This window comes from Caballeronia sp. 11_S32, assembly GCF_056930355.1.
Window position 1 is genome coordinate 1,732,819 of sequence record NZ_JBXOWH010000004.1, and the last position, 25,733, is coordinate 1,758,551.

At 62.9% G+C, this 25,733-nt stretch carries 27 protein-coding genes; 19 read left to right on the plus strand and 8 right to left on the minus strand.

Going from position 1 to position 25,733, the window contains the following annotated elements; translation table 11 throughout:
• The first annotated feature begins 17 nt into the window (after positions 1–17).
• Genes AC1Z32_RS34155 through AC1Z32_RS34170 form a run of 4 tightly spaced genes read left to right on the plus strand, consistent with a single transcriptional unit; the run spans position 18 to position 3,587 of the window.
• Positions 18–1,067, plus strand: a complete 1,050-nt coding sequence (locus AC1Z32_RS34155; RefSeq protein WP_483483219.1) for an aldo/keto reductase — start codon at positions 18–20, stop codon at positions 1,065–1,067.
• Positions 1,064–1,900 carry an amidohydrolase family protein gene (locus tag AC1Z32_RS34160; protein ID WP_483483220.1) on the plus strand — a complete coding sequence of 279 codons (837 nt, stop codon included), beginning with the start codon at positions 1,064–1,066 and terminating at the stop codon, positions 1,898–1,900. The genes AC1Z32_RS34155 and AC1Z32_RS34160 overlap by 4 nt, the downstream gene beginning before the upstream one ends.
• Before the next feature lie 52 nt (positions 1,901–1,952).
• Positions 1,953–2,696 carry an SDR family oxidoreductase gene (locus tag AC1Z32_RS34165; RefSeq protein ID WP_483483221.1) on the plus strand — a complete coding sequence of 248 codons (744 nt, stop codon included), beginning with the start codon at positions 1,953–1,955 and terminating at the stop codon, positions 2,694–2,696.
• Positions 2,697–2,738: 42 nt separating this feature from the next.
• Positions 2,739–3,587: an ureidoglycolate lyase gene (locus tag AC1Z32_RS34170; RefSeq protein ID WP_483483222.1), complete on the plus strand. Its 849-nt coding sequence runs from the start codon at positions 2,739–2,741 to the stop codon at positions 3,585–3,587.
• Positions 3,588–3,661: 74 nt separating this feature from the next.
• Here the strand turns inward: AC1Z32_RS34170 and AC1Z32_RS34175 are convergent, their stop codons facing one another.
• Entirely contained in the window at positions 3,662–4,102 is a 441-nt protein-coding gene (locus AC1Z32_RS34175; RefSeq protein ID WP_483483223.1) for a PaaI family thioesterase, read from the minus strand.
• A gap of 271 nt (positions 4,103–4,373) precedes the next feature.
• On the opposite strand from AC1Z32_RS34175, the gene AC1Z32_RS34180 reads away from it, so the two are divergent.
• Complete coding sequence (locus tag AC1Z32_RS34180) at positions 4,374–5,915, plus strand: methyl-accepting chemotaxis protein (protein ID WP_483483384.1); 1,542 nt, start codon at positions 4,374–4,376, stop codon at positions 5,913–5,915.
• 6 nt (positions 5,916–5,921) lie between these two features.
• Here the strand turns inward: AC1Z32_RS34180 and AC1Z32_RS34185 are convergent, their stop codons facing one another.
• Complete coding sequence (locus AC1Z32_RS34185) at positions 5,922–7,034, minus strand: AGE family epimerase/isomerase (RefSeq protein WP_483483224.1); 1,113 nt, start codon at positions 7,032–7,034, stop codon at positions 5,922–5,924.
• 124 nt (positions 7,035–7,158) lie between these two features.
• Here AC1Z32_RS34185 and AC1Z32_RS34190 point away from each other — a divergent pair, with 124 nt between their 5' ends.
• From AC1Z32_RS34190 to AC1Z32_RS34220, 7 genes are all read left to right on the plus strand, one after another.
• Entirely contained in the window at positions 7,159–7,842 is a 684-nt protein-coding gene (locus AC1Z32_RS34190; protein WP_483483225.1) for an MgtC/SapB family protein, read from the plus strand.
• A 214-nt stretch (positions 7,843–8,056) separates the two neighbouring features.
• A complete protein-coding gene (locus AC1Z32_RS34195) occupies positions 8,057–9,049 on the plus strand; it encodes a hypothetical protein (RefSeq protein WP_483483226.1) in 993 nt (330 codons plus the stop codon).
• 253 nt (positions 9,050–9,302) lie between these two features.
• Positions 9,303–9,455, plus strand: a complete 153-nt coding sequence (locus tag AC1Z32_RS34200; protein ID WP_483483227.1) for a hypothetical protein — start codon at positions 9,303–9,305, stop codon at positions 9,453–9,455.
• Positions 9,456–9,937: 482 nt separating this feature from the next.
• Complete coding sequence (locus AC1Z32_RS34205; protein WP_483483228.1) at positions 9,938–11,116, plus strand: quaternary amine ABC transporter ATP-binding protein; 1,179 nt, start codon at positions 9,938–9,940, stop codon at positions 11,114–11,116.
• Positions 11,109–12,011, plus strand: a complete 903-nt coding sequence (choW, locus tag AC1Z32_RS34210) for a choline ABC transporter permease subunit (protein ID WP_062605198.1) — start codon at positions 11,109–11,111, stop codon at positions 12,009–12,011. Before AC1Z32_RS34205 ends, choW begins: the two co-directional genes overlap by 8 nt.
• 13 nt (positions 12,012–12,024) lie before the next feature.
• On the plus strand, positions 12,025–13,017 hold the full coding sequence (locus tag AC1Z32_RS34215) for a GlxA family transcriptional regulator (RefSeq protein WP_483483229.1): 993 nt from the start codon (positions 12,025–12,027) through the stop codon (positions 13,015–13,017).
• 94 nt (positions 13,018–13,111) lie between these two features.
• Positions 13,112–14,059, plus strand: coding sequence for a choline ABC transporter substrate-binding protein (locus AC1Z32_RS34220; protein ID WP_483483230.1), 948 nt, complete (start codon positions 13,112–13,114; stop codon positions 14,057–14,059).
• A 44-nt stretch (positions 14,060–14,103) separates the two neighbouring features.
• Here the strand turns inward: AC1Z32_RS34220 and AC1Z32_RS34225 are convergent, their stop codons facing one another.
• The 6 genes from AC1Z32_RS34225 to AC1Z32_RS34250 all read right to left on the minus strand — a co-directional run bounded on the left by AC1Z32_RS34225 (position 14,104) and on the right by AC1Z32_RS34250 (position 17,954).
• Positions 14,104–14,580, minus strand: a complete 477-nt coding sequence (locus AC1Z32_RS34225; RefSeq protein ID WP_483483231.1) for an Hcp family type VI secretion system effector — start codon at positions 14,578–14,580, stop codon at positions 14,104–14,106.
• Between the two features lie 36 nt (positions 14,581–14,616).
• Complete coding sequence (locus tag AC1Z32_RS34230) at positions 14,617–14,931, minus strand: hypothetical protein (RefSeq protein WP_483483232.1); 315 nt, start codon at positions 14,929–14,931, stop codon at positions 14,617–14,619.
• A complete protein-coding gene (locus AC1Z32_RS34235) occupies positions 14,928–15,410 on the minus strand; it encodes a DUF2778 domain-containing protein (RefSeq protein WP_483483233.1) in 483 nt (160 codons plus the stop codon). Before AC1Z32_RS34235 ends, AC1Z32_RS34230 begins: the two co-directional genes overlap by 4 nt.
• Before the next feature lie 186 nt (positions 15,411–15,596).
• Positions 15,597–16,364: a class II aldolase/adducin family protein gene (locus AC1Z32_RS34240; protein ID WP_483483234.1), complete on the minus strand. Its 768-nt coding sequence runs from the start codon at positions 16,362–16,364 to the stop codon at positions 15,597–15,599.
• A gap of 49 nt (positions 16,365–16,413) precedes the next feature.
• Positions 16,414–17,502 (minus strand): GlxA family transcriptional regulator, encoded by a 1,089-nt coding sequence (locus tag AC1Z32_RS34245; protein ID WP_483483385.1) that lies wholly within the window; start codon positions 17,500–17,502, stop codon positions 16,414–16,416.
• Between the two features lie 137 nt (positions 17,503–17,639).
• Positions 17,640–17,954, minus strand: a complete 315-nt coding sequence (locus tag AC1Z32_RS34250) for a hypothetical protein (RefSeq protein WP_483483235.1) — start codon at positions 17,952–17,954, stop codon at positions 17,640–17,642.
• A 380-nt stretch (positions 17,955–18,334) separates the two neighbouring features.
• Here AC1Z32_RS34250 and AC1Z32_RS34255 point away from each other — a divergent pair, with 380 nt between their 5' ends.
• The 7 genes from AC1Z32_RS34255 to AC1Z32_RS34285 are packed head-to-tail and all read left to right on the plus strand — an operon-like array spanning position 18,335 to position 25,684.
• Complete coding sequence (locus tag AC1Z32_RS34255; RefSeq protein WP_483483236.1) at positions 18,335–19,729, plus strand: L-serine ammonia-lyase; 1,395 nt, start codon at positions 18,335–18,337, stop codon at positions 19,727–19,729.
• A 40-nt stretch (positions 19,730–19,769) separates the two neighbouring features.
• Entirely contained in the window at positions 19,770–21,014 is a 1,245-nt protein-coding gene (locus AC1Z32_RS34260; protein WP_062605207.1) for a sarcosine oxidase subunit beta family protein, read from the plus strand.
• A gap of 25 nt (positions 21,015–21,039) precedes the next feature.
• Positions 21,040–21,339, plus strand: coding sequence for a sarcosine oxidase subunit delta (locus tag AC1Z32_RS34265; RefSeq protein WP_483483237.1), 300 nt, complete (start codon positions 21,040–21,042; stop codon positions 21,337–21,339).
• Positions 21,336–24,338 (plus strand): sarcosine oxidase subunit alpha family protein, encoded by a 3,003-nt coding sequence (locus AC1Z32_RS34270; RefSeq protein ID WP_483483238.1) that lies wholly within the window; start codon positions 21,336–21,338, stop codon positions 24,336–24,338. Before AC1Z32_RS34265 ends, AC1Z32_RS34270 begins: the two co-directional genes overlap by 4 nt.
• On the plus strand, positions 24,328–24,981 hold the full coding sequence (locus AC1Z32_RS34275) for a sarcosine oxidase subunit gamma (RefSeq protein WP_483483239.1): 654 nt from the start codon (positions 24,328–24,330) through the stop codon (positions 24,979–24,981). Before AC1Z32_RS34270 ends, AC1Z32_RS34275 begins: the two co-directional genes overlap by 11 nt.
• The gene (locus AC1Z32_RS34280; RefSeq protein WP_483483240.1) at positions 24,978–25,424 is read left to right on the plus strand and encodes a dihydroneopterin aldolase; all 447 of its coding nucleotides are present in this window, start codon (positions 24,978–24,980) and stop codon (positions 25,422–25,424) included. The genes AC1Z32_RS34275 and AC1Z32_RS34280 overlap by 4 nt, the downstream gene beginning before the upstream one ends.
• A complete protein-coding gene (locus AC1Z32_RS34285; protein ID WP_483483241.1) occupies positions 25,421–25,684 on the plus strand; it encodes a hypothetical protein in 264 nt (87 codons plus the stop codon). Before AC1Z32_RS34280 ends, AC1Z32_RS34285 begins: the two co-directional genes overlap by 4 nt.
• The last annotated feature ends 49 nt before the right edge of the window (positions 25,685–25,733 follow it).

Genomic DNA, 25,733 nt, shown 5'->3' on the forward strand with positions numbered 1-25,733 from the left:
CTGACCGGGGTTTGCACATGACCGCAGAAGCGCAAGAAGCTGTCTCGCGCCGGCGCAAGATCGGCCGCACGTTGCTCGATGTCACGGCGCTGTCGCTCGGCACCGCGCCGCTCGGCGGGCTGTATCACGAGCTCACGGAAGAGGAAGTGCGCGCGACCGTCGATGCCGCGTGGCAGGCAGGCATCCGCTTCTTCGATACCGCGCCGCATTACGGGCACACGAAGGCGGAGCATCGACTCGGCGATGCGCTGCGCCGTTATCCACGCGGCGACTTCGCGCTCTCGACGAAAGTCGGCCGGCGCTTCGTGCCGCGCACGACGCCCTACGACGGCAGCGAGGGCTGGGCCGCGCCGCTGCCGTTCCAGGCGATCTACGACTACACCTACGACGGCATCCTGCGCTCGTTCGAAGACAGCCAGATGCGGCTCGGCATGACGGATATCGATATCGTGCTGATTCACGATATCGGCCGCGTCACGCATGGCGACATGAACGCGCACTACTGGAAGCAACTGACCGATGAAGGCGGCTTTCGCGCGCTCGAAGAGTTGAAGCAATCGCGCGGTGTGAAAGCGGTAGGCCTCGGCGTGAACGAAGGCGCTGCCGTGATGGAGGCGATGGCCGAATTCGACATCGACTGCGCGCTGCTCGCGGGCCGCTACACGCTGCTCGAACAGAACACGCTCGACGATCTCTTGCCCGAATGCGAGAAACGCGGCGTGAGCATTCTGCTCGGCGGCGCGTTCAACTCCGGCATTCTCGCGCGCGGTCTCGATGCGAACGCGCACGGCGATCTCAAGTTCAATTACGGCGATGCGCCGAAGGACATTGTCGAGCGCGTCGGCAAGCTGGAGCGCGTGTGCCGCGCGTATGGCGTTGCGCTCTCGGCCGCGGCCATCCAGTTTCCTTATGCGCATAAAGTCGTGGCGACGGTGCTGATGGGCGCGCGCACGCCCGATGAGGTGCGCGAGAACGCGGCAGCCTTCGCGACGCCGGTTCCGCCCGCGCTATGGGATACGTTGCGCGCCGAAGGTCTGCTTCACGCGAATGCGCCGGTGCCGCGATGAATGTCGATGCACATCAGCACTACTGGGATCCCGCGCGCGGCGACTATGGCTGGCTCACGCCGGACATGAAGCCGCTCTATCGCGTATTCGGCCCCGACGATCTCGCGCCGCTTCGCAAGTCCGTCGATGTTCAAAAAACGGTCGTCGTGCAGGCCGCGCCGACCGTCGACGAAACGCGCTATCTGCTCGATCTCGCACGCGGTGACGATTCGATCGCGGGCGTCGTCGGCTGGGTTCCGCTCGATTCGCCCGATGCTGCGAAGATCATCGACGCGCTCGCGCGCGAGCCGAAGCTCAAGGCCGTGCGCCCGATGCTTCAGGACCTGCCCGACGATACGTGGATCGAACACGCGCCGCGCGAAGACGCTATCGAGCGCCTGATCGACCTCGATCTTGCCTTCGACGCGCTGATCTTCGCGCGGCACGTGCCTTCGCTGATCAGGTTCGTCGAGCGTTTTCCGAAGCTCAGGATCGTCGTCGATCATGGCGCGAAGCCGCCGATCCGCGATGGCATCGACGCCGGCTGGCAGCCCTGGGCCGATGGCATCGCGCAACTTGCGGCATTGCCGCAAAGACTTCAATGCAAGCTTTCGGGCCTTGCAACGGAAGCAGATCAGAACTGGAACGAAGCAACGCTGAAACCCTACGTCGCGCATCTTCTCGAACATTTCGGCCCCGGGCGTCTGATGTGGGGCAGCGACTGGCCGGTGCTCAACCTCAACGGCAGTTACACTGCGTGGCACAGCACGGCCCGAAGCCTCACGTCGCATCTCGAAAAAGCCGAACAGGACGCGATTTTCGGCGCGAACGCCCGTGCGTTCTATCGCCTCTGAATCGACTGATATACCCGGCATGTCTCAAAAACACTTCAGACTGGAGCAGTGGATGGTACAAAGACTGGCAGGCAAGACGGCGCTGATCACGGCGGCGGGGCAAGGCATTGGGCTGGCGACGGCCGAAATGTTCGCGGCGCAGGGCGCGCGCGTGATCGCCACCGACATTCGCACCGAATCGCTCGAAGGCAAGCCCTTCGAAGTGCACAAGCTCGACGTGCGCGACCCGCAGGCGATCAACGCGCTCGCGGGGGAAATCGGCGCGATCGACGTGCTCTTCAACTGCGCGGGCTTCGTGCATGCCGGCTCGATTCTTGAAGCGAGCGAAGAGGACTGGGATTTCGCCTTCGACCTGAACGCGAAGGCAATGTATCGTACGATTCGCGCGTTCCTGCCGAAGATGCTCGAAAAGGGCGGCGGCTCGATCATCAACATGTCGTCGGCGGCGTCGAGCGTGAAGGGCGTGCCGAACCGCTTCGTATATGGCGCGTCGAAGGCGGCCGTGATCGGCCTGACGAAATCCGTCGCCGCCGATTTCGTCACGCGCGGCATCCGCTGCAACGCGATCTGCCCGGGCACGGTGGAGTCGCCGTCGCTGAAGGACCGCATCGCGGAGCAGGCAAAGGCGCAGGGCGCGAGCGTCGATCAGATTCAGGCGGCGTTCGTTGCCCGTCAGCCGATGGGACGCGTCGGCCGCGCCGAAGAAATCGCGGCGCTCGCGCTCTATCTCGGCTCGGACGAATCGTCGTTCACGACGGGCCAGATTCATATCATCGATGGCGGCTGGTCGAACTGACCAAGCCCTCATTCTTTTTCGGAACCAGGAGGATCAAATCAGATGAAGCTGCTTCGTTACGGCCCCAAGGGTCAGGAAAAACCGGGTCTGCTGGACGCCGAAGGCCAGATTCGCGATCTGTCGAAGGTCGTCGATGACATCTCCGGCGCGACGCTGACCGAAGCGGGCCTGGCGAAACTGCGCGCGGTCGATGTCGCCACGCTGCCGGTGGTCGACGGCAATCCGCGCATCGGGCCGTGCGTCGGCCGTATCGGCAAGTTCGTGTGCATTGGCCTGAACTATGCGGATCACGCCGCCGAGTCGAACCTGCCCGTGCCGACCGAGCCGGTCATCTTCAACAAGTGGACGAGCGCGATTTCCGGCCCGAACGACGACGTCGAAATCCCGCGCAACTCGGTGAAGACCGACTGGGAAGTCGAGCTGGGCGTGGTGATCGGCAAGGAAGCCAAATATATCGATGAAGCCGATGCGCTCGACTACGTTGCGGGCTATTGCGTGATCAACGACGTCTCCGAGCGCGAGTGGCAGCTCGAGCACGGCACGCAATGGGACAAGGGCAAGGGCTTCGACACGTTCGGCCCGATCGGTCCGTGGATGGTGACCAAGGACGAAGTCGCCGATCCGCAGAAGCTCGATCTGTGGCTCGAAGTCGACGGCAAGCGCTATCAGAACGGCAACACGAAGACGATGGTCTTCACGGTCGCGCAACTGGTCGCGTATCTCTCGAAGGTGATGAGCCTGCAGCCGGGCGACGTCATTTCGACGGGCACGCCGCCGGGCGTCGGCATGGGCGTGAAGCCCGAAGCCGTGTATCTGAAGGCCGGCCAGACGATGAAGCTCGGCATTCAGGGCCTCGGCGAGCAGACGCAGAAGACCGTCGCGGCGAAGTAACGAAAGCCGCGGCACAAACAAAAAACCTCGCTGAAAAGCGAGGTTTTTTGCTTCAAAGGACGGTGAAAGAAGGCTTATGCGTGGAAGACCGGCTCGGTTGCGACGCCTTCGCTGATGCGCGTGATCGTGCCCTGCGCGACCGCGACGAGCCGCTCGGCGCCGCCATCGGTGACGAACACGTCGCACTGACAGGTCGCCTGCGTCATGCCCGCATGCACGACGCGCGCCCGCGCCATCAGCGTGCCGGACACGGCCGGGCGCAGATAGTTGATCTTGTATTCGCCCGTGACGACTTTCGGCCCGAGACGCAGCGCGCCCGCGAAGGTCAGCGCGTTGTCCACGAGATAGCTCACCACCCCGCCGTGCACGAAACCGTGTTGTTGCCTGAGTTCGTCCCTGATCGGCAGACATAGCGTGAGACTCGCTGAATCGACCTGCATCAGTTTCGTTCCGAGCAAGGCGCTGAACGGTTGCGCATTCAGCGCACCGCGCGCGATATCGACTATTTCGGTCATGCGGACACTCCTTGGGTGGGTTCGGTGCCGTCCTGCAAAGACAATAGGAAGCGTTCGCGCGCACTGCAAGGAAGGGATGCAAAAAATGTGCAACGGCGCGTTTCCGGCGGTATGCGCGCCGCTTCGGCGACGCTTCGCCGAAGCGGCGCATTCCCTGCATTCGCGTAGACAATCCGTTGCGGCAAACGATTCAAGCTTTCGCGCATCCCTGCCGTAAACCCGCACTGTCCCCGCGTGGGCGGGCCCTATTTCGGAAAGTGTGGTGCAAGTGATGTTCGGAAAGATCAAGGTTTCATCCGGTTTGCTCGCGGTTCTGGTGGTGTTCTGTCTCTTTCAACTGGTGACCGAAGGACTCGGTTTCTGGTCCCTCTCGCGCACGCATGACGATGTCGGCAGCCTGTCCGACATCGCGCTCAAGCAGGTCAACGCGGTCAACAAGACCACGCAGCATCTGATGGATGCGCGCATCAACCTTTCCCGCGCCGGCACGCGCATGGTGCGCGGCGGCACTGAGCCGACGGAGATCGTGCAGCACGCCCGCGAGGAGATCGCCGCGGCCGACAAATCGTTCACGGCGTTCCTGAGTGCACCCAAAACGGGCGACGAGAACGCGGCGCGCATGACCGCGCTGAAGGCGAAATACGCGGAGTATTCGAAGGCTTTGGGCGAGCTCGTCCAGTATCTCGACGCCGGCAATCTCCAGGCGTTTCTCGATCAGCCGACGCAAGGTTTCCAAGACCGCTATCTCGTGGAACAGCAAAACTTCGTGAATTTCGGCGATGAGGCGGGCCGCGGCTATCTCGCGTCGATCGATACGCGTTACGCGTGGTTCCGCGCGGTGGGCATCGCGATTCTCGTGGCGCTGGTCGCGGGCATCGTGCTCGTGCACATGGCGTTGCGCCTTGGCGTGATCGAGCCGCTGGAAGAAGCGGGACGCCATTTCGAGCGCATCGCGAACGGGCGTCTCGATGAGCGCATCGAGGATCGCGGCACGAACGAAATCGGCCGGCTTTACGCGGGCCTCGCGGCGATGCAGGCGAGCGTCGCGAGCACGGTGAAAACGGTGCGCGAGACGTCCGATTCGATCAACCTCGGCGCCGATGAAATCGCGAGCGGCAACGCCGATCTCTCCGCGCGCACGGAAAATCAGGCGGCTTCGCTCGAAGAAACCGCGTCGAGCATGGAAGAGCTGACCGCGACCGTGCGCCAGAACGCCGAGCACGCGCGCGAAGCGAACACGCTGGCGGGCGAGGCGCTCGGCGCGACGTCGCGCGGCGCCAGTGTGGTCGACGATGTCGTCGAGAAGATGCGCGGCATTGCGTCGAGTTCGGACAAGATCGCGGAAATCATTTCCGTCATCGACGGCATTGCGTTCCAGACCAACATCCTCGCCCTGAACGCGGCCGTCGAGGCGGCGCGCGCGGGCGAGCAGGGCCGCGGCTTCGCGGTCGTGGCGGGCGAAGTGCGCGGTCTCGCGCAGCGCTCGGCGCAATCGGCGAAGGAAATCAAGGAGCTGATCGGCGAATCGGTGGCGCAGGTGAGCGACGGCTCCGTGCTCGTCGAGCGCGCGGGCGAGGCGATGCGCGAAGTGTCGGCGTCGATTTCACGCGTCACGCAGATGATGGCGGAGATCAGCGCGTCGTCGCTCGAACAGAGCGTGGGCATCGAGCAGGTCAATCAGGCCGTCACGCAGATGGACGAGATGACGCAGCAGAACGCGGCGCTCGTCGAGCAGGCGGCGGCGGCCGCGTCGTCGCTGCACGAGCAGACGCGGCAACTGAAGGCGGCCGTGTCCGTGTTTCAGCTCGCCTGAGCGCGCTCAGACCGGCAAGGCCGCGTAGGACGTCGCGAGGTGATACGGCGTCGTCGACGGCATCTCGGCGCGGGTGATCTCGCCCTCCGCCGAGCGGCATTCGACCCAGCCGGTTTCATGCAGGAAGCGCGCGCGAAAACGCGCGCTCTGCTCACCGACGGCATCGCCGCGTGTGGCCAGCGCCCGCAGATACTCGGTCTGCGCCCAGATGCGCTGCGTGCCGTCGATCACGCGGCCGGTTTCGTCGAGCGCGGCGCACACGCCGCCCGTTTCTCTATCGACGCCGTGCTGCTGCGCGAAATCGAAGGCGCGCGCGAGCCTCTGCTTGAGGCCCGCCGCTTCGAACGCGGGGTGCCCGCTGCCCAGCGCCAGGAAATACCATTCGAACTGATGGCCCGGCTCCAGCCGGTTGCCCGCCGTGCCCATCGGCAATTCGGCGATCGCGCCGCTCGGCTGGTGCACGAACGCATCCGCGACGGACTGCGCGAGCTGCGCGAGGCGCTTGTCGTAAGCCGGATCGCCGGTTGCTTCGCGGGCGGCGAGCCATGCTTCCGCGAGATGCATCAGCGGATTCTGCAGCGGCGTTTCGAGCGTCGCGCCGAAATCCTCGGCCAGCGCCGCGTTCAGCAGATCGCCGCCGGTCGAAAAGCGCGCCTCGATGAGCCGCGACGTTTCATCGAGCAGCGCTAAAGCCTCCGCCGAGCCGCTATTCTTCGCGTAATGCGCGCACGCGAAAACCACGAACGCGTGCGTGTACAAGTCCTTCTGACGCTCGAGCGGCGCGCCGCTTGCGTCGACGCTATAGAACCATCCGCCGTTGCGTTTGTCCTGAAAATAGTGACGCAGCGATTCGAAGAGCGTCGCGGCATGCGCGAGGTCGCCGGCTTCGGAGAACACGAACAGTTGCCGCGCGCAGGCCATCGCGCGATAGCGCTTGGGCGGCAGCGGCGCATGATCGCCCGGTGCGACGGCCTCGTAGGCGAGACCAAGCGATTTATTGAAGCCCGGCCCGCGCCATATGGGCAGCACGACGTTCGCGTAATGCTCGCGCAACGGCGCGGCGGAAGCCGGGCTCGTCGATTGCATCGGCGACGAAGCGTTTGATCGTTGATCCTGCATACGAAGACTCTTATTTTTGCGAGAAACGCGCAGCCGTGCGAGGCCTACGCAACAAGAAAGGATAGCAAAACCAGCACGGCGTGCGCCGCGTCTTTGAGCTTCTCATCTCGGGGAGGGCAAAAACATGTTGGGAAACCTGGAACTCGTGTCGCGGCTCGTCATGGCCGCGGCGCTCGGCAGCGTGATCGGCTTCGAGCGCGAGCGGCTTTCCTGGGCGGCGGGATTGCGCACGCACATGCTCGTGTGCGTCGGCTCGGCGCTGATCATGATCGTGTCGGCGTACGGATTCGCGGACGCGCTGAAGAACGATCACGTCGTCCTCGATCCATCGCGGGTCGCGGCGCAGGTCGTGTCGGGCATCGGCTTTCTCGGCGCGGGCTCGATTCTGCTGCGCGGCGAAATCGTCCGCGGGCTGACGACGGCCGCGAGCCTCTGGTCGGTCGCGGCGATCGGGCTCGCGGTCGGCGGCGGGCTCTACACGGCGTCGATTGCCGCGACGGCGATCATCCTCATCATCCTCGCGGGCATCAAGCCGCTGGAGCGCCGCTTCATCAGCGTGAAGCAGCGCCGGCAGCTGACGATGCTCGTCGAGCGCGGCTCGCTCAGCTTTCACGCGCTGCACGAGGTGCTCGGGCCGGGCAGCGTGCGCGTGAAGCAGTTCGTCGTGCAGCAGAGCGACGATTCGCCCGATCTGGACGAGGTGCGCGTGGAACTGTCGCGGGCTTCGTCGCTGGAATATCAGGCGATCTGCGAACGTCTGCGCCAACTGGACGTCGTGCGCGAGTTCCGCGAGGACGACGCGGTTTGAATTTGCCTCGCCGATGCTGGTTTGGCGCCCCGGCCATGCGACAATGCGGCCTCTCGAAATATTTGCCAAAGCCCCGGTGTTACTTGCGCACCGGCCGCGGAGGCCGCCGCTTTTCGAACCTATGCCCGATTCCGCAGTAAAGAGAGATCCCGACACGCTCCGAGGCGACCTCGCCGCAAGACCCCGCCGCCGCCGCGCGGAAGCAGTGCGCGACGTGCCCGCGACTCAGGCCAGCGCCGACGCCGAAAAGAAGCTCGCCCGCGCAGCGCGCTCGGCGCAGCGTCTCGCGCAACTGAGCGAAGGCGCGCGCGGCGGCGAGACGCTCGACCTGTTCGCCGAGGACACCGAGCGCGCGCACCTTCAGGCGCTGAACACCGATATCCGCCAGGGCACGTTCGAAGGCTTCGAGTTGCCGGAGGTGTTTCTCGCGGCGGTGCAATCGAGTTGCGGGACGACATCCACGGGCGCGAGCGCGTCCGAATCCGCCGCCTCGAAGCGCGCCGCGCGCGGGAGCGTGGCCTCGGTTGCGCCGGTGCGGGGCCTGTTTCAGGACGATCTGCCCCACGTCGACGCGCCTCAGGCGGACGCGGGGAAGGCCGCAGGCAAGTACGGCGCGATCGCCGCTGTCGCGGTTCGATCGGCGAGCATCAGCACGTCCGTCGCGCCGGATGACGCAACGCTGTCGCCGGCGGCGCTCACTTCCGCGCTGATCGCGAGCGATCGCGACGCCCGCGGAGAACGCAGCGAAGCGGAGCCGCTCGCGAAGGCCAACGCGCCCGAGCTCGACCGCGCCCGCGCCACGGCGTTCGCGGACACCATCGACGCGCTCTACGCCGTGATGGCCGAGCAGCGCACGTCCGCCACGGCCCACGCGCGCCGCATGAAGACGATGCTGACGGTTATCGTCTGCGCGATGCTCGTCACGGTGGCGACCGGCATCGCGCAAACGGCCCTGCTGCTGCGCATGAGCCACGACAGCAAGCTGCAGCAGGACCGCACCGAGCAGTTGATGCTCAACCAGCAGGCGACGCTCGCCTCGCTCTTCGACACCGATTCCGCGACAGTGAGCGTGCGCCACGCGCCCGGCATGCCGCGCGATTCCGACGATGCCTCGCCGATACAGCCCGTGAGCGCCGCCAGCCCCGGTTCCGCGCCGAAAACGCACGTGCGTCACGCGCACCATCGCGCCACGTCCTCCACGCACTGATCCGCGCTGTTACTTTGCTACGACACGCCGCCATGTGGCGGCGTGTCGCGCTTTCGCGCGTCCTCGCGCCACGGGGCCGTCGCACGGCCTTCTCCGACCCGTCACCATTTTCCGCGAGCGGCACCGATCGGTAAAATGTAGAAAAACTACCAAATTTCTTCGCAAGAAATGTTGCATTGCACTAGAAATCGCTCCGGGCAAACCCTATAATTCGTTCTAAGGGAAAACCCTCTATCACTTACCGGAGTCAGTCATGAGCTACCTCTTTGCCCTGCTGCAAAAATTTGCCGCGCTGTTCGAATCGCCGCACCTGCCGATGGACAGCGATTACTCGTATCAAGCGCGTTTCCGTGAATCCGAGCGTCAGCGCAAGTCACGCGGCACGGCTTTCGGCTTCCGTCTGTAATGCGCGGCTGACGGCGGCGCGGGAAACACAACACCAGCAACACACGACGGCAAACGCCGTACGACCCGCCCGCCAGTTCATCGCTGTCTTGTAGTTTTTCTAGCGGTTTCTGGTCTCGCTTCTGGTCACGCTTCTGGTCTCGATTCGGCATCGAATCAGACGCATCATCCTTCCGCGCTTCACGCGCGCGACGCAGCACCCCTTCCTTTCGTCTTTCTGACACCTTTTTCGCAAGCCGCCTGCATCGAAAAAAGCATTCGGACTTGTACTCAGGCGACACGCCAAAAACCTCGGGTTTTCCATTTCCGCCTGCCGCAAAGCCTTATCCAGCAAGGCTCCGGCGATGGACCCGCGCAAAGGCCCTTATTCCAGTGTCGTATTTCCACATGTGGTTGTCGCAAATAGTCGGCTGAGAGGACTTTTTTCTAGCAACTATGTATGCACAGCGCGGACGCACGTCCGCCCACGCAAGGAGATATTCGATGAATTCCCCCAAGGTGGTAGTCGAAGGACTGTGCAAGGTGTTCGGCAACAGTCCCAAACAGGCGTTGGACATGCTGGCCGGCGGCGCGACGAAGGAAGAAGTCTTCAAGCGCACCGGACAGATCGTCGGCGTCCATAACGTGTCCTTCGATGTCAAGGAAGGCGAGATTTTCGTGCTCATGGGCCTGTCGGGCTCGGGCAAGTCCACGCTGATCCGGCTCATCAACCGGCTGGTTGAGCCGACTGCCGGCAAGGTGCTGATCGACGGCCGCGACGTGGCCGCCGTGAAACGCTCGGAGCTCACGGCGCTGCGCCGCAAAGACATGAGCATGGTGTTTCAGTCTTTCGCGCTCATGCCGCAGCGCACGGTTCTTTCCAACGCCGCATTCGGCCTCGAGGTCGCGGGCGTCGGCAAGAAGGAGCGCGAGGCGCGCGCGATGACCGTGCTCGAACAGGTCGGCCTCGCGCCATTCGCCCAAAAGTTGCCTTCGCAACTATCGGGCGGCATGCAGCAGCGCGTGGGTCTTGCGCGGGCGCTCGCGGTCAATCCCTCGCTGATGATCATGGACGAGGCGTTCTCGGCGCTCGATCCGCTCAAGCGCAAGGAAATGCAGAACGTGCTGCTCGATCTCCAGCGCGAGCAGCGCCGCACGATTCTCTTCGTGTCGCACGATCTGGAAGAAGCGATGCGCATCGGCACGCGCATCGCGATCATGGAAGGCGGCCGCGTGGTGCAGATCGGCACGCCGCAGGAAATCATCACGAATCCGGCCGACGACTACGTGGAGGCCTTCTTCGAAGGCATCGACACGAGCCGCTATCTGACGGCCGGCGATCTCATGCAGACAGACGCCGTGCCGCTCATCAAGCACTCGCCGCAGATCGATGCATCGAGCATCGCGGCGACGCTCAATGGCAGCGCCGATTACGCGTTCGTGCTCGACGGCCAGCGCCGCATCCGCGGCTTCGTCGGACGCGATGTGAGCGGCAATGCGGCGCCGCAGATCAATCCCATCGAATGCATCCAGCGCAGCATGGCGCTCGACGACGTCGTGAATCGCGTGGTGGCGAGTCCGGCGCCGCTGCCTGTCGTCGATGCGGACGGTTCGTACTGCGGGTCGATCAACAAGGCCAATGTCCTGAAGGTTCTTACGCACCATCGAGGTTCCCATGTCTGAAATCATTCCGCTTGGCAGTTGGGTGGACCACGGCGTCCACTATCTCCTCGATCACGACGCGAAGACCTTCGACTCGATCGGCAAGGTCATCGAAACCTTCGCCGCGGCGGTCGAGCACGGCCTGCAGGCCATCCCGATGTGGGCGCTGATCGCGATCTTCGTCGGCATCGGCTTGTGGCGCGTTGGCTGGCGATTCGCGGCGTTCGTGCTGGCTTCGCTATTACTGATCTACGCGACGAACTTCTGGGATCAGATGGTCATCACGCTGGGCCTCACGCTGTCGTCGACGATCATCAGCCTGTTGCTCGGCATTCCGCTCGGCATCTGGACGTCGAAGAGCAAGTATGTCGAGATGGCCGTGCGCCCCGTGCTCGACCTGATGCAGACGATGCCCGCCTTCGTCTACCTGATTCCGGCCGCAATGCTGTTCGGCCTGGGCCGCGTGCCGGGCATTCTGGCCACCGTCATTTTCGCGATGCCGCCGGCCGTGCGTCTCACCGCGCTCGGCATCAAGCAGGTGAATCGCGAGATCGTGGAAGCGGGCCAGGCATTCGGCTGCACGCCGTTCCAGTTGCTCTACAAGGTACAGATTCCGAACGCGCTGCCTTCCATCATGACCGGCGTGAACCAGACGATCATGATGGCGCTGTCGATGGTCATCATCGCGTCGATGGTCGGCGCGGGCGGTCTCGGCAACGACGTGCTGGCATCGATTCAGCGTCTGGATATCGGCCTCGGCTTCGAGAGCGGCTTGTCGGTGGTGTTGCTGGCGATCATTCTCGACCGCATCACCGAAAGCTTCGGACGTTCGCCCGGCATGGCGCGCGCCCCGCTTTTCTCGGGTCTCAAGAGCGTGATGAAGGTCCGCCGCGCACCGGCGGCGCAACAAGGCTAAAAGAGGCTCAGGCATGAAGCGCGACGCGATCGTCCCGGCGGTTACGGATTCACCGTTGTCCAATCTCGCGCACTTCGGCTTTCTCACGCTGCCGAACTTCTCGATGATCGCGTTCACGAGCGCGGTCGAGGTGCTGCGCATGGCCAACTACGTGGGCCGCGCGCAGCATTACCGATGGTCGATCATCACGCCGGACGGCGAGCCCGCGCGAGCGAGCAACGGCATCACCGTGAAGCCGACGGTGACGCTCGACGAAGCGGGCATGCCGGACGTGCTGATCGTGTGCGCGGGCTGGCACGTCGCCGATTTTGTCGACGACAAGGTGATCGCGCTGCTTCAGCGCGCGCACGAGGCGGACATTCCGCTCGGCGGCATCTGCACCGGGCCGTATGCGCTGCTCGCGGCGAAGCTGCTGGACGGTTATCGCTGCACGCTGCATTGGGAGGACATGTCGCCGGTCAACAAGCGCTTTCCGCATGTGCGTTTCGCGGACGAGCTCTTCGTGATCGATCGCGACCGCATGACCTGCACGGGCGGCACCGCGCCGCTCGACCTGATGCTCAATCTCGTCGGCATGCGGCTCGGGCAGGCGCATGCGGCGCAGGTGTCGGAGCAGTTCATCGTCGAGCGCATACGGGGATCGACGGATTATCAGCACATTCCCGTCGATGCGCGCGTTGGCTTCTCGCGCGCGGAACTCGTCGAAGTGGTGCGGCTGATGGAGGCGAACATCGAAGAGCCCTTGTCGCTCGAAGAGCTCGCGCGGCTCGTGCATCTGTCGCAGCGGCACTTGCAGCGCATGTTCAAGATGTTCCTCAACGTGTCGCCGACGCATTACTACCTGACGTTGCGCCTGCGTCGCGCACGCGAGCTCCTGCGCAATACCGATGCATCGATCGCGCGCGTAACGAGCATCTGCGGTTTCCACTCGCCTTGTCATTTCAGCAAGGCGTATCGCGCGCAGTTCGGGCATGCGCCGAGCGTGGAGCGGCGTTTGTCCGCTTAGCGCGTTACTCATCTGATTTTCTGGTCCGCGCCGGCTTTCACGAGCCGCGCGTGCGGGCCGTGCCGTGCCTTAAAAGAACCTGGGAGAGAAATACATGAAACGCTTGTGGATCGCGTCGATGGCTGCGGCGATGCTGTCGGGTGTATGCGTGGCGAATGCCGCCGAGCCGGCCGCGTGCAAGAACGTGCGCTTTGCGGATGTCGGCTGGACGGATATCGCCGCGACGACCGGACTGGCATCGACCGTTCTTCAGGGCCTCGGCTACAACCCGACGAAGACGATCGCTTCGGTGCCGATCACGTTCGCGGGCGTGAAGAGCAAGCAGATCGACGTGTTCCTCGGCTACTGGTCGCCTACGATGGACCCGATGATCGATTCGTTCAAGAAGGCGAACCAGGTGAAGATCCTGCCGACGCCGAATCTGACGGGCGCGAAGTACACGCTCGCGGTGCCGGACTATGCGTATCAGGCGGGAATCAAGAACTTCAACGACATCGCGAAGAACTACGACAAGCTCGATGGCAAGATCTATGGCATTGAGCCGGGCAATGACGGCAATGCGCTCATCAAGAAGATGATCGACAACAACATGTACGGGCTCGGCAAGTTCAAGCTCGTGGAATCGAGCGAAGCGGGCATGCTCGTCGAGGTGAATCGTGCGGTTCGGGAGAAGAAGCCTATCGTGTTCCTCGGCTGGGAACCGCATCCGATGAACGTGCAGATGAAGATCGACTATCTCGCGGGCGGCGACGATGTGTTCGGGCCTAACTATGGCGAAGCGAAAGTGCTGACGGTCACGCCGACCGACTACGACACGCGTTGCCCGAATGTCGCAAAGCTCGTGTCGAACTTGCAGTTCACGACGGACATCGAAAACCACGTGATGCTGCCGATCATGAACAAGACCGACGCGAACAAGGCGGCGCGCGAGTGGCTGAAGCAGAATCCGGCCGTGCTGGATAAATGGCTCGCGGGCGTGAAGACGTTCGATGGGAAGGATGGGTTGCCGGCGGTGAAGGCTTATGTGGCGGGGGCGAACTGAGTGGGTGGGCGCGCGTCCCGGCGCGTGTCATGCGCCGGTCGTTCTCACAAGGCTTTATTAGCTTTGATGTCGAAAGCGGCAGTGACCGCGCCCATGCTGCCGCCCTGAGCGTTTTGCACGACGTATTCCTGCTTGACCTTTGCGAATGACAAGGTGACGGTTTCTATCGCGTAGCCGGAATCGGCAGATGGATTGACCTTCGTGATCAGGACATCGTCCATGGCGATTTTGAAGTACTCCAGTGGCGTGCCGCCCGCCTTGCGCATGATTAGCTCGGCTTTGGGTATGTGTTTTCCCGTGGCGCTGTAGATGAAGAGATTGGGCGACGCACGGTCTATCTCGTGCTTGAACTCGAGGCCTGAGAAAGAGGCTCTGCCCGAGCCGCCCCCTGAGCCCGCATGCATGCTCGACTCTTGCGCAATTGTCCATTCCCAATAGATCACCTGAATTGACTTGGGATGGGCTTTGTCCAGTGATTCGCCGTCGATGCCTTGAAGTTTTAGGAAGATGTCGAAACTCATGATTATGCTTGCGCGTTTAATTTGAAGATTGCCCGATTAGCTTTGGCGTCTCTTTTCTGGTCTGCGCTTTATCATCCGAACGCATAGCCGGTAGAGAATCAGCACAACTATCGCCGTTGTGATCCAGCACGCGACGATGGTGGCAAATATCGCGATTATGCTCAGATCATCGTGCTCGCGGATGTCGGCATTGCCGGTGTGATCGAGAGTAAAACGGATGGTGTCGTACAACCATAATGGCATCTCGCTCATGTAGTTCCAGACGATGTAATCGGCCAAGCGAATGCCGCCGAAGTAAATCATCAGTGCGAGCCCAATAAGCAGTGTCGCGCGCAGAAAATAGCGTTTCATCTTACTTCAAGCGTTCCATACGCCTTCAGCACGGTCCCTGGAACCGGCAAATGCGGCGGTCGATTTCGAATGAATCGCTGCAATAGTTCGAATTCCGCAGGGTTGACCACTGTGATGCAGCCTTCGCTCAAACCGCTCGGTCCTTCGGGATGTAGACGAAATGCTCCGCGCTTTACCCCTTTTATCACGGTCGAGTCGCCGGTAAGTGGATTCCAGAGCGCAAACCACTTGGTGCGATCGGTCGTGAAGATCCCTGTTCTTGCAACTTCGTCATAGATCCAGCCGATGCGTCCTCCGGATTGCCTGTCTACAATAAAATAAATGCCAGGCGGAATTGGGCCGATTTTCGGCGTTGCAATTTCGCCTGGATTATCCCGGCCGCGCTTTTGACCTGAAAATGCTTCAACCGTGCCGTATCCCGGACAGACAAGCGTCGAGGTCGATTTGTTATTGAGAGTGAATGTACAACGGACTGACATCCGCAAGGTCCTTCAGGTATGACTCGTACGTGAAGGCCCCAACGATACTGCCTACGGATATTCTGGTGGATGATTTTTTGTAAAACAAAAATGCCCTCAAACAGCTAAGTGAGGGCATTGCCTGACATCGACAGCGAGTACACCCGGGTACGCCAGAACATCCCTCAATCGGCTCGGCCTGCTACATCAACTCCGATAATCCGTTCTCGCGCCGCCCTGAATCATCCTCAACGCTGCTTCCCACTGCAACGCCATAATCCCGTCCATCTCATCCCGCCGATATTGCTCTGCCGTCAACTCACAAACTTTCCGCGACGGCAGATTCAATTCCGCATTTCCCGCCAACGCGCGAATCTGAATCTCACAGGCCCTTTCCAGAAAATACATTTCCTGAAACGCCTCCGGAATCGACTTCCCGCATGTCAGCAGACCGTGATTCTTCAAAATCATCGCGTTATGCGATCCGAGGTCATTGACGAGCCGATCCCGTTCCGCGAGATCCAGCGCGATACCTTCATAGTCGTGATACGCGAGATGCCCGTAGTACTTCAGCGCATGCTGGCTGATCGGCAATAAGCCCTGCTTCTGCGCCGATACCGCCGCGCCCGCCGCCGTATGCGTATGCACGACGCACATGACATCGGGTCGCGCCATATGCACAGCCGAGTGAATCGTGAAGCCCGCCGGATTCACGCGATACCGCTCAGGATCGTTGCTTGCGCCTGCCTCGACCGGACGTCCCTCCTGATCGATGAGCACGAGATCCGACGCGCGCATTTCATCGAACAGCACGCCGTAGCGGTTGATCAGGAAGTGATGTTCCGCTCCCGGCACGCGGGCGCTGATATGCGTGAAGATCATGTCCGTCCAGCGAAAATGCCCGATCACGCGATAAAGCGCCGCCAGATCGCAACGCACCTTCCATTCTTCCTGCGAGTATCCGTGAGTCTCCATGCCGTTCCTCCTTGGTTTGATGAGCCGCGGAAAACGTGGACAGATCCTGCTAGATTGCCTGGGCGCGGCCCGGAAAGACTTCGTCGTAGTCCATTGCCTGATTCGCTTCCTGCGTATCCTGCGCGCCGCCCTGCTCGCGATACATCATCGGCGGCACACCGAACTGCTTGCGGAATTCACGGCCCAGATGCGATGCATCGGAAAAGCCGCAGCTGGACGCGATATCCGCCACGGTCTTGTCCGAGCTCGTCAGAAGCCACGCGGCCGTGCGCAGCCGCACCTGCTTCGCGTACGCCTGCGGTGCCTTGCCGGTTTCCGCCTTGAAAAGACGCTCGAGCTGCCGTGTCGACAGATCGAGCTTGTGCGCGAGTTCATCGAGCGTGAGCGAGCGCCCGACATGCTGCTCCATCAGCAGGATCGCACGTTTCACCTTCGGATGCGTCGCGGGCGCAAGACCCGGCGGATGCGGCTGCGGCGCGTTGCCCTTCTGCATGTCGTCGACGAGCAGAATGCGTAGCGCCTTTTGCACCGTCGCGGTTTCGAAGTGGCGCAGGAGAATGGCGGCGGCGACGTCGATCGATGCGCGTCCGCCCGAACACGTGATGCGTCTTCTGTCGATCACGAAGAGGCGGTCCGCGACGAGCGACTGTTCATCGGCATGCGGAAAGCGCTCCACGAAATCCCAGTAGTGAAACCAGCTCACGCAGATGCGATGCCCTTCGAGCACGCCCGCGCGCATCAGCGAGAACACGCCGGTGCACATGCCGACGATCGTCGCATTCGATGCGGCGGCGCGGCGAATGAACTGCAGCGTCGCATCGCTGGCGGCGGCGCCGGAATGCAGCAGGCCGCCGACCACGACGACGTAATCGAACGGCTCGGCCTGATCGAACGTTTCCCACGGCGTGATCTGGATGCCGCAACTCGCGCGCACCGGCGCGAGCGTCTCGCCGATCACGCTCCACGAGCAGCGCACCGGGCGGCTGTAATCGCCTTCGTCGGCGGACAGGCGCAACAGGTCGACGAAACCGGAGAACGCGGTCAGCGTGAAGTTCGGCAGCAGGATGATGCCGAAGCGAATGCGTGATTTCGATTGACCGTCGACGGAAGACGGCGGAAGGGACTCGGCGGCGTTCATGCGGGCGACATGCGGCTGGATGTTATCCATTGAGCATAACACTCGGCCGCGAGCCCTGGGCATGCATCAGAAAGAACGCGGCCGGCGTCGCGTGACGCCGGCCGCGTGCATGGCGAACGGATGAAACAGGAGGCGCTTCAGCCGCCGAGCACGGCGAAGGCCCAGGCGAATGCGCCACCGACGAGCGCGCCCGTCGAGCGGCCGAGCACGCTCGCGATGGTGTAATCGCCCCAGCGCTGCTCGACTTCGGCCTTCAACACGCCGAAGTAGCGCAACACGGGATCGATCGAGCAGAGCAGCATCAGCGCGGCCCAGACCGGCGCCTGACGCGTGAGCACACGGTCGATCGCAAGAAGATCCATGGCCTCGAGCGCGCCGACGACAGCGGCGGCGATGAGGAAAGAGAGAATCCAGGATTTGAAGAACTGGTCGGGTAAGGCGTGAGATTCCATCGATTCGAACCGGAAGAAGAAGACATGCTCCGAAACCCTTAGGCCCGGCTCACTTGAACACCTAGGGAATATACCGATGCGTGTTCTTCCGACGCTTCGGACCAGTCTCAAAAATCGGGGAAGTGCAACGAAGATGCGCAAAACCGCGCCAAACGCGAAATCGCCTGTTACGCGCATGCGGGCCATCCCGCCGGCCTCGAATCGTCTGCCGACTCTCCTCCGGGCGTTAAAAACCTCGTAAAGCACCACGCGCGTCACGCGGAAATAGCCGCTGACGCCGCCATCCCATTTCGACGGCGTTTTTGTTCTATCGAGTCTTTTTAGGGTTTGGTGCAATGAGCGCCATACCGAAATCGCTCGCTTAACCCAAGGACACGCCAATGAACGTCAGCGTCTTCGATCTGTTCAAGATCGGCATCGGACCTTCCAGCTCGCACACCGTCGGGCCGATGATCGCGGCGTGCCGGTTTGCGTCGCATATCGAGGACGCCAATCTGCTCGCCTTCGTCACCCGCGTGCGCGCCGAACTGTTCGGCTCGCTCGGCGCAACCGGCAAGGGTCACGGCACCGACAAGGCCGTGCTGCTCGGCCTCGAAGGTAATCTGCCCGACCTTATCGATCCGGACGTGATCGCGCCGCGTCTCGCGGAAATCCGCGCGAGCAAGCGCCTGAAGCTGCTCGGCAAGCATGACGTCGTGTTCGAGGAGCGCGAGCACATCGGCTTTTATCGCAAGCTGATGCCGGGCGCGCCGGGATCGAGCATCGTGCATCCGAACGGCATGCGCTTTCAGGCGTTCGACGAGAACGGGCAGTTGCTCGTCGAGAAGGAGTATTACTCGATCGGCGGCGGCTTCGTCGTGAATCGCGAAGGCGATCGCGTGAACGGCCTGCGCGCGGGCGGCACCGTGCCGCATCCGTTTCGCACCGGCGACGATCTGATGCGCGTCTGCAAGGAGACAGGTCTGTCTATCGCCGAACTGACGATGCAGAACGAATGCGCGAATCGCAGCGAAGCCGAAGTGCGCGAAGGCATGCTCGCCGTGTGGCGCGTGATGGCCGCGTGCGTCGAGCGCGGCTGCAAGGAGCGCGGCGAGCTGCCCGGTCCGATGCACGTGAAACGCCGCGCAGCCGATCTCGCTCAGCAACTGCGTTCGCGCTCCGAAGAGTCGTTGCGCGATCCGCTGTCGATGCTCGACTGGGTGAATCTCTACGCGATGGCCGTCAACGAGGAAAACGCCGCGGGCGGCCGCGTCGTCACCGCGCCGACCAACGGCGCCGCGGGCGTGATTCCCGCCGTGCTGCACTACTACGTGAAGTTCATGCACGGCGCGAACGACGAAGGCATCGTGCGCTTCCTGCTGACGGCCGCGGCCATCGGCATCATCTACAAGGAAACCGCTTCGATCTCCGGCGCTGAAGTCGGCTGCCAGGGCGAAGTGGGCGTCGCATGTTCGATGGCCGCCGCCGCGCTCGCCGCGGTGATGGGCGGCACGCCCGCGCAAGTGGAAAACGCCGCGGAAATCGGCATGGAGCACAACCTCGGCATGACCTGCGACCCCGTCGGCGGGCTCGTGCAGATTCCGTGCATCGAGCGCAACGCGATGGGCGCGATCAAGGCGATCAACGCCGCGCGCATGGCGATGAAGGGCGACGGCACGCACTACGTGTCGCTCGATTCGGTCATCAAGACGATGCGCGAAACCGGCGCCGATATGAAGACGAAATACAAGGAGACGTCGCGCGGTGGTCTCGCCGTCAACGTCATCGAATGCTGATTAGCCCAAACGCATAAACCCTGCACCAAAGGAAACACCCATGAGCCGCTACTCGATATTCAGCCTGCTGCGCAACGGCATGTCGTATCACGAGAACTGGGAACGCCAGTGGCGAAGTCCCGAGCCGAAGCGCGAGTACGACGTGGTGATCGTCGGCGGCGGCGGCCATGGTCTCGCGACCGCGTACTACCTCGCGAAAGAACACGGCATCACGAACGTCGCGATTCTCGAGAAGGGATGGATCGGCGGCGGCAACACGGCGCGCAACACGACCATCGTGCGTTCGAACTATCTGTGGGATGAGTCCGCCGCGCTTTACGAGAAGGCGATGAAGCTGTGGGAAGGGCTCTCGCAAGACCTGAACTACAACGTGATGTTCTCGCAGCGCGGCGTGATGAACCTCGCGCACAATCTGCAGGACGTGCGTGATACGGAACGTCGCGTGAACGCGAACCGTCTCAATGGCGTCGATGCCGAGTTCCTCACGCCGCAGCAGATCAAGGAAATCGAGCCGACGATCAACCTCAACAGCCGCTATCCGGTACTGGGCGCGTCGATTCAGCGTCGCGGCGGCGTCGCGCGTCACGATGCGGTGGCCTGGGGCTTCGCGCGCGGCGCGGATCGCGCGGGCGTCGACATCATCCAGAACTGCCAGGTCGTCGGCATTCGACGCGATGGCAACCAGGTGACGGGCGTCGATACGACCAAGGGCTTCATCAAGGCGAAGAAGGTCGCGATCGTCGCCGCGGGCAACACGACGACGCTCGCCGACATGGCCGGCATCAGCCTGCCGATCGAAAGTCATCCGCTGCAGGCGCTCGTGTCCGAGCCTATCAAGCCGGTCGTGAACACGGTGATCATGTCGAACGCGGTGCACGCGTACATCAGCCAGTCCGACAAGGGCGATCTCGTGATCGGCGCGGGCGTCGATCAATACACGGGCTTCGGGCAGCGCGGCAGCTTCCACATCATCGAAGGCACGCTGGAAGCGATCGTCGAAATGTTCCCGGTGTTCTCGCGCGTGCGCATGAATCGTCAGTGGGGCGGCATTGTCGATGTCTCGCCGGATGCATGCCCGATTATCTCCAAGACCGACGTGAAGGGCCTCTACTTCAACTGCGGCTGGGGCACGGGCGGCTTCAAGGCGACGCCGGGTTCGGGCTTCGCTTACGCGCACACGATCGCGAAGGACGAGCCGCATCCGCTGAATGCGCCTTTCTCGCTGGATCGCTTCTACACCGGTCATCTGATCGACGAACACGGCGCTGCTGCCGTAGCTCACTAAAACGCACTCGCACAAGGAAAGAAACATGCTGCTGATCGAATGCCCCTGGTGCGGGCCGCGCGCCGAAACCGAATTTTCCTGCGGCGGCGAAGCGGATATCGCGCGCCCGCTCGAAACCGAAAAGCTCTCCGACCGCGAATGGGGCGATTACCTCTTCATGCGCAAGAACCCGCGCGGCGTGCATCGCGAGCAATGGATGCACACGCAAGGCTGCCGCCGCTGGTTCAAGGTGCAGCGCGATACGGTGACCTATGAGATTCAAGGCTACGAGACGTTCGACCGTCCGCTGGCTGTGATGGACAACAACGGAGGCACGTCGAAATGAGCCAGAAAGACCGACTCGGCATGGGCGGGCGCATCAATCGCGCGATTCCTGTCACCTTCACGTTCAACGGCAAGGCCTATCAGGGCTATGAAGGCGATACGCTCGCGTCCGCGCTGCTGGCCAACGGCGAGCGCTTCGTCGCGCGTAGCTGGAAGTATCACCGTCCGCGCGGCATTATCACGGCGGGCGTCGAAGAGCCGAACGCAGTCGTGCAGCTCGAAACCGGTGCATACACCGTGCCGAACGCACGCGCGACGGAAGTCGAGCTGTATCAGGGCCTCGTCGCGAAGAGCGTGAACGCGAAGCCGAACATCGAGAACGATCGCATGGCGGTCAACCAGAAGATCGCGCGCTTCATTCCCGCGGGCTTCTACTACAAGACGTTCATGTGGCCGCGCAAGCTGTGGCCGAAGTACGAAGAAGTCATCCGCGATGCGGCGGGCCTCGGCGAAGCGCCGAAGCATCTCGATGCGGACCGCTACGACAAGTGCTTCGCGCATTGCGACGTGCTCGTGGTCGGCGGCGGACCTTCGGGTCTTGCGGCGGCGCATGCGGCTGGCTTGTCGGGCGCGCGCGTGATTCTCGTCGACGATCAGCGCGAACTCGGCGGCTCGTTGCTGTCGTGCCGCGCGGAGATCGACGGCAAGCCCGCGCTGGAATGGGTGCAGAAGGTTGAGGCCGAACTGCGCAAGATGCCCGACGTGAAGATTCTTTCGCGCAGCACGGCGTTCGGCTATCAGGATCACAACCTCGTCACGATCACGCAGCGTCTGACTGAACATCTGCCGGTGTCGCGCCGCAGCGGCACGCGCGAACTGATGTGGAAAGTGCGCGCGAAGCGCGTGATTCTCGCGACCGGCGCGCATGAGCGTCCGATCGTGTTCGGCAACAACGATCTGCCAGGCATCATGCTGGCGTCGGCGGTGTCGACGTATCTGCATCGCTATGCAGTGCTGCCTGGCCGCAATGCTGTCGTGTTCACGAACAACGACGACGCATACCAGTGCGCGCTCGATCTGAAGGCGGCAGGCGCCGAAGTGACCGTCGTCGATCCGCGTCCGGCCGAATCGAAAGGCGCATTGCCCGCGGCCGCACGCCGCCAGGGTGTGCGCGTGATGAACAACGCGGTGGTCACCGTTGCGCGCGGCAAGCTGCGGGTCGCGTCGGTGGAAGTCGCATCGTATGCGAAGGGCCAGGTCGGCCAGAAGCAGACGGAACTGCCGTGCGATCTGGTCGCTTTGTCGGGCGGCTGGAGCCCGGTGCTGCACCTGTTCGCGCAGTCGGGCGGCAAGGCGCACTGGCACGACGAGAAAGCGTGCTTCGTGCCCGGCAAGGCGCTGCAGCTCGAGAGCAGCGTCGGCGCGTGCGCGGGCGAGTTCTCGCTGGCGCGCGGCCTGCGCTTCGGCGCAGAAGCGGGCGCGGAAGCGGCGCGCGCGGCGGGTCATATCGTTGTGAAGCCGAATGCGTTGAAAGTGGCGGAAATCGCCGAAGCACCGATGATGCCGCTGTGGATCGTCGGCAACAAGGACATGGCGACGCGCGGCCCGAAGCAGTTCGTCGATTTCCAGAACGACGTGTCGGCGGCGGATATTTATCTGGCGGCGCGTGAAGGCTTCGAATCCGTCGAGCACGTGAAGCGTTATACGGCGATGGGCTTCGGCACGGATCAGGGCAAGCTCGGCAACATCAACGGCATGGCGATTCTCGCGGGCGCGCTGGGCAAGACCATTCCCGAAACCGGCACGACGACGTTCCGCCCGAATTACACCCCTGTCACTTTCGGCACGTTCGCGGGCCGCGAGCTCGGCGAGTTCCTCGATCCGGTGCGCAAGACCGCGGTTCACGAATGGCACGTCGAGAACGGCGCGCTGTTCGAGGACGTCGGCAACTGGAAGCGTCCGTGGTACTTCCCGAAGCCGGGCGAGGACATGCACGCGGCCGTTGCGCGCGAGTCGCTCGCGGTGCGTCAGAGCGTCGGCATTCTCGATGCATCGACGCTCGGCAAGATCGACATTCAAGGCCCGGATTCGGCGAAGCTGCTCAACTGGATGTACACGAATCCGTGGAGCAAGCTCGAAGTCGGCAAGTGCCGCTATGGCCTGATGCTCGACGAAAACGGCATGATCTTCGACGACGGCGTGACGGTGCGCCTCGGCGAACAGCACTACATGATGACGACGACCACCGGCGGCGCGGCGCGCGTGCTGACGTGGCTCGAGCGCTGGCTGCAAACCGAATGGCCCGACATGCGCGTGCGTCTCGCATCGGTGACGGACCATTGGGCGACCTTCGCGGTCGTTGGCCCGAATAGCCGCAAGGTGCTTCAGAAGGTGTGTCAGGACATCGACTTCGCGAACGCGGCGTTCCCTTTCATGAGCTATCGCGATGGCACGGTGGCGGGCGCATCGGCGCGTGTGATGCGCATCAGCTTCTCGGGCGAGCTCGCATATGAAGTGAACGTGCCGGCCAACGTGGGCCGCGCGGTGTGGGAAGCGCTGATGGAAGCGGGCGCCGAGTTCGACATCACGCCGTACGGCACGGAAACGATGCACGTGCTGCGCGCGGAGAAGGGCTACATCATCGTCGGCCAGGATACCGATGGCTCGATGACGCCATACGACCTCGGCATGGGCGGGCTTGTCGCGAAGTCGAAGGACTTCATCGGCAAGCGGTCGCTCACGCGTTCGGATACGGCCAAGCAGGGGCGCAAGCAGTTCGTCGGCCTTTTGACCGACGATCCGCAGTTCGTGCTTCCGGAAGGCTCGCAGATCGTCGCGGGTCCGTTCCAGGGCGATACCGCGCCGATGCTCGGTCACGTCACGTCGAGCTATTACAGCCCTATTTTGAAGCGCTCGATCGCGCTGGCCGTCGTGAAGGGCGGTCTCGACAAGATGGGCGAATCGGTTCTGATTCCGCTTGCGAACGGCAAGCGCATCACCGCAAAAATCACCAGTTCGGTGTTCTACGACAGCGAAGGAGCACGTCAGCATGTTGAATGAGATCAAGGCATCCGCGACGGTCGTCGACCGTGCTATCAGCGGACAAGGCGTGTGGCAAGAGTCGCCCCTCGTAGGCACCGATGCATTGATGAAAGTGCATCAGAGCGGTTCGCCGAAGGCGTTTCGTCTCATCGAGCGTCCGTTCCTGGAACTCGTGAACGTGCGCGGCGATACGCGCGATCCGGCGTTCGTGAAGTCGGTCCAGAGCGTGATCGGCTGCGTGCCGCCCGAGAAGCCGAACACCATCGCGCGCGGCAACGGCTACACGATGTTGTGGCTCGGTCCCGATGAATGGCTCGTGCAGTCCGACACGGCGCACGATGCAGCGCGTCCCGCGCCGCTCGAAGCGAAGCTGCGCGATTCGTTCGCCGGCCAGTTCTCGGCGGCGGTGGATATCGGCAGCGGCTATACGGTGCTCGACATCGACGGCCCGAAGACGCGTGAAGTGCTCTCGCGCGGATGTCCGCTCGATCTGCATCCGAAGCTGTTCGGCGAAGGGCAATGCGCGCAGAGCCACTTCTTCAAGGCATCGATGACGATCGTGCCGCTGGGCGGCGATCGCTATGAGCTCGTCATTCGCCGCAGCTTCGCCGATTACTTCGTGAAGATGATGCTCGACGCCGCCGAGCCGCTGCTCTCATGAAGCCGTTCGAGCCGCTTGGCGTGTTCAATGCGGGCGGGCAGGGCTGGCGCGTCGTCGTCGATGAACTCATCGTGAAGACGCGCGTCGGCCTGTACGAGCACGAGCATGAAGGGCCGCAGCCGGTTTGCATCGATGCGAGCCTGCGTTATCGCGAGATGCCGCATGAATCGAGCGATGGACTGATCGATTACGAAGCGTGGTGCAATCGAGTGAGTGCTTTTCTCGAGACGAAGCCGCACACGCGGCTGCTCGAAACGCTCGCGATCGAGATCGCCGCGCTCTCGTTCGACGAATGGCCCGCGCTCGATGCGCTTACGCTGACGCTGCACAAGCCGAAGATCCGCGAGGGCACGAAGCGTCTCGGTCTAGAGCTCGATTGGCGGCGCGCGGACTACGATGCGTGGCGTCTGAAGGCGGCGGCGCTTCACGCGGCTGCGCGATGAACGCGTCACGCGATACCGCCGCGCAGCTCTCCGTACGTGCATGCAAGAAGCACGATGCGGGCGCGGCGCTCGCGCTGCTCGATCGAAGTATTGCGCTGAAGCATCGGCGCATCGCGCTGATTCGCTATTTGCACGCGCAGTATCTCGATGCGCCGCTCGAAGCGCGGCATCACGATTACGTGAAGGCCATTGCGGCGCGCTTGAGCGTGGACGCGTTGATGCGCATCGCGGCTGCGGCGCGCTCGCGCTTCGATGCATGACGCAGGCGCGATGGTCGAAAGGAAGGGAGTGTAGTGCTGGCTTTGGCCA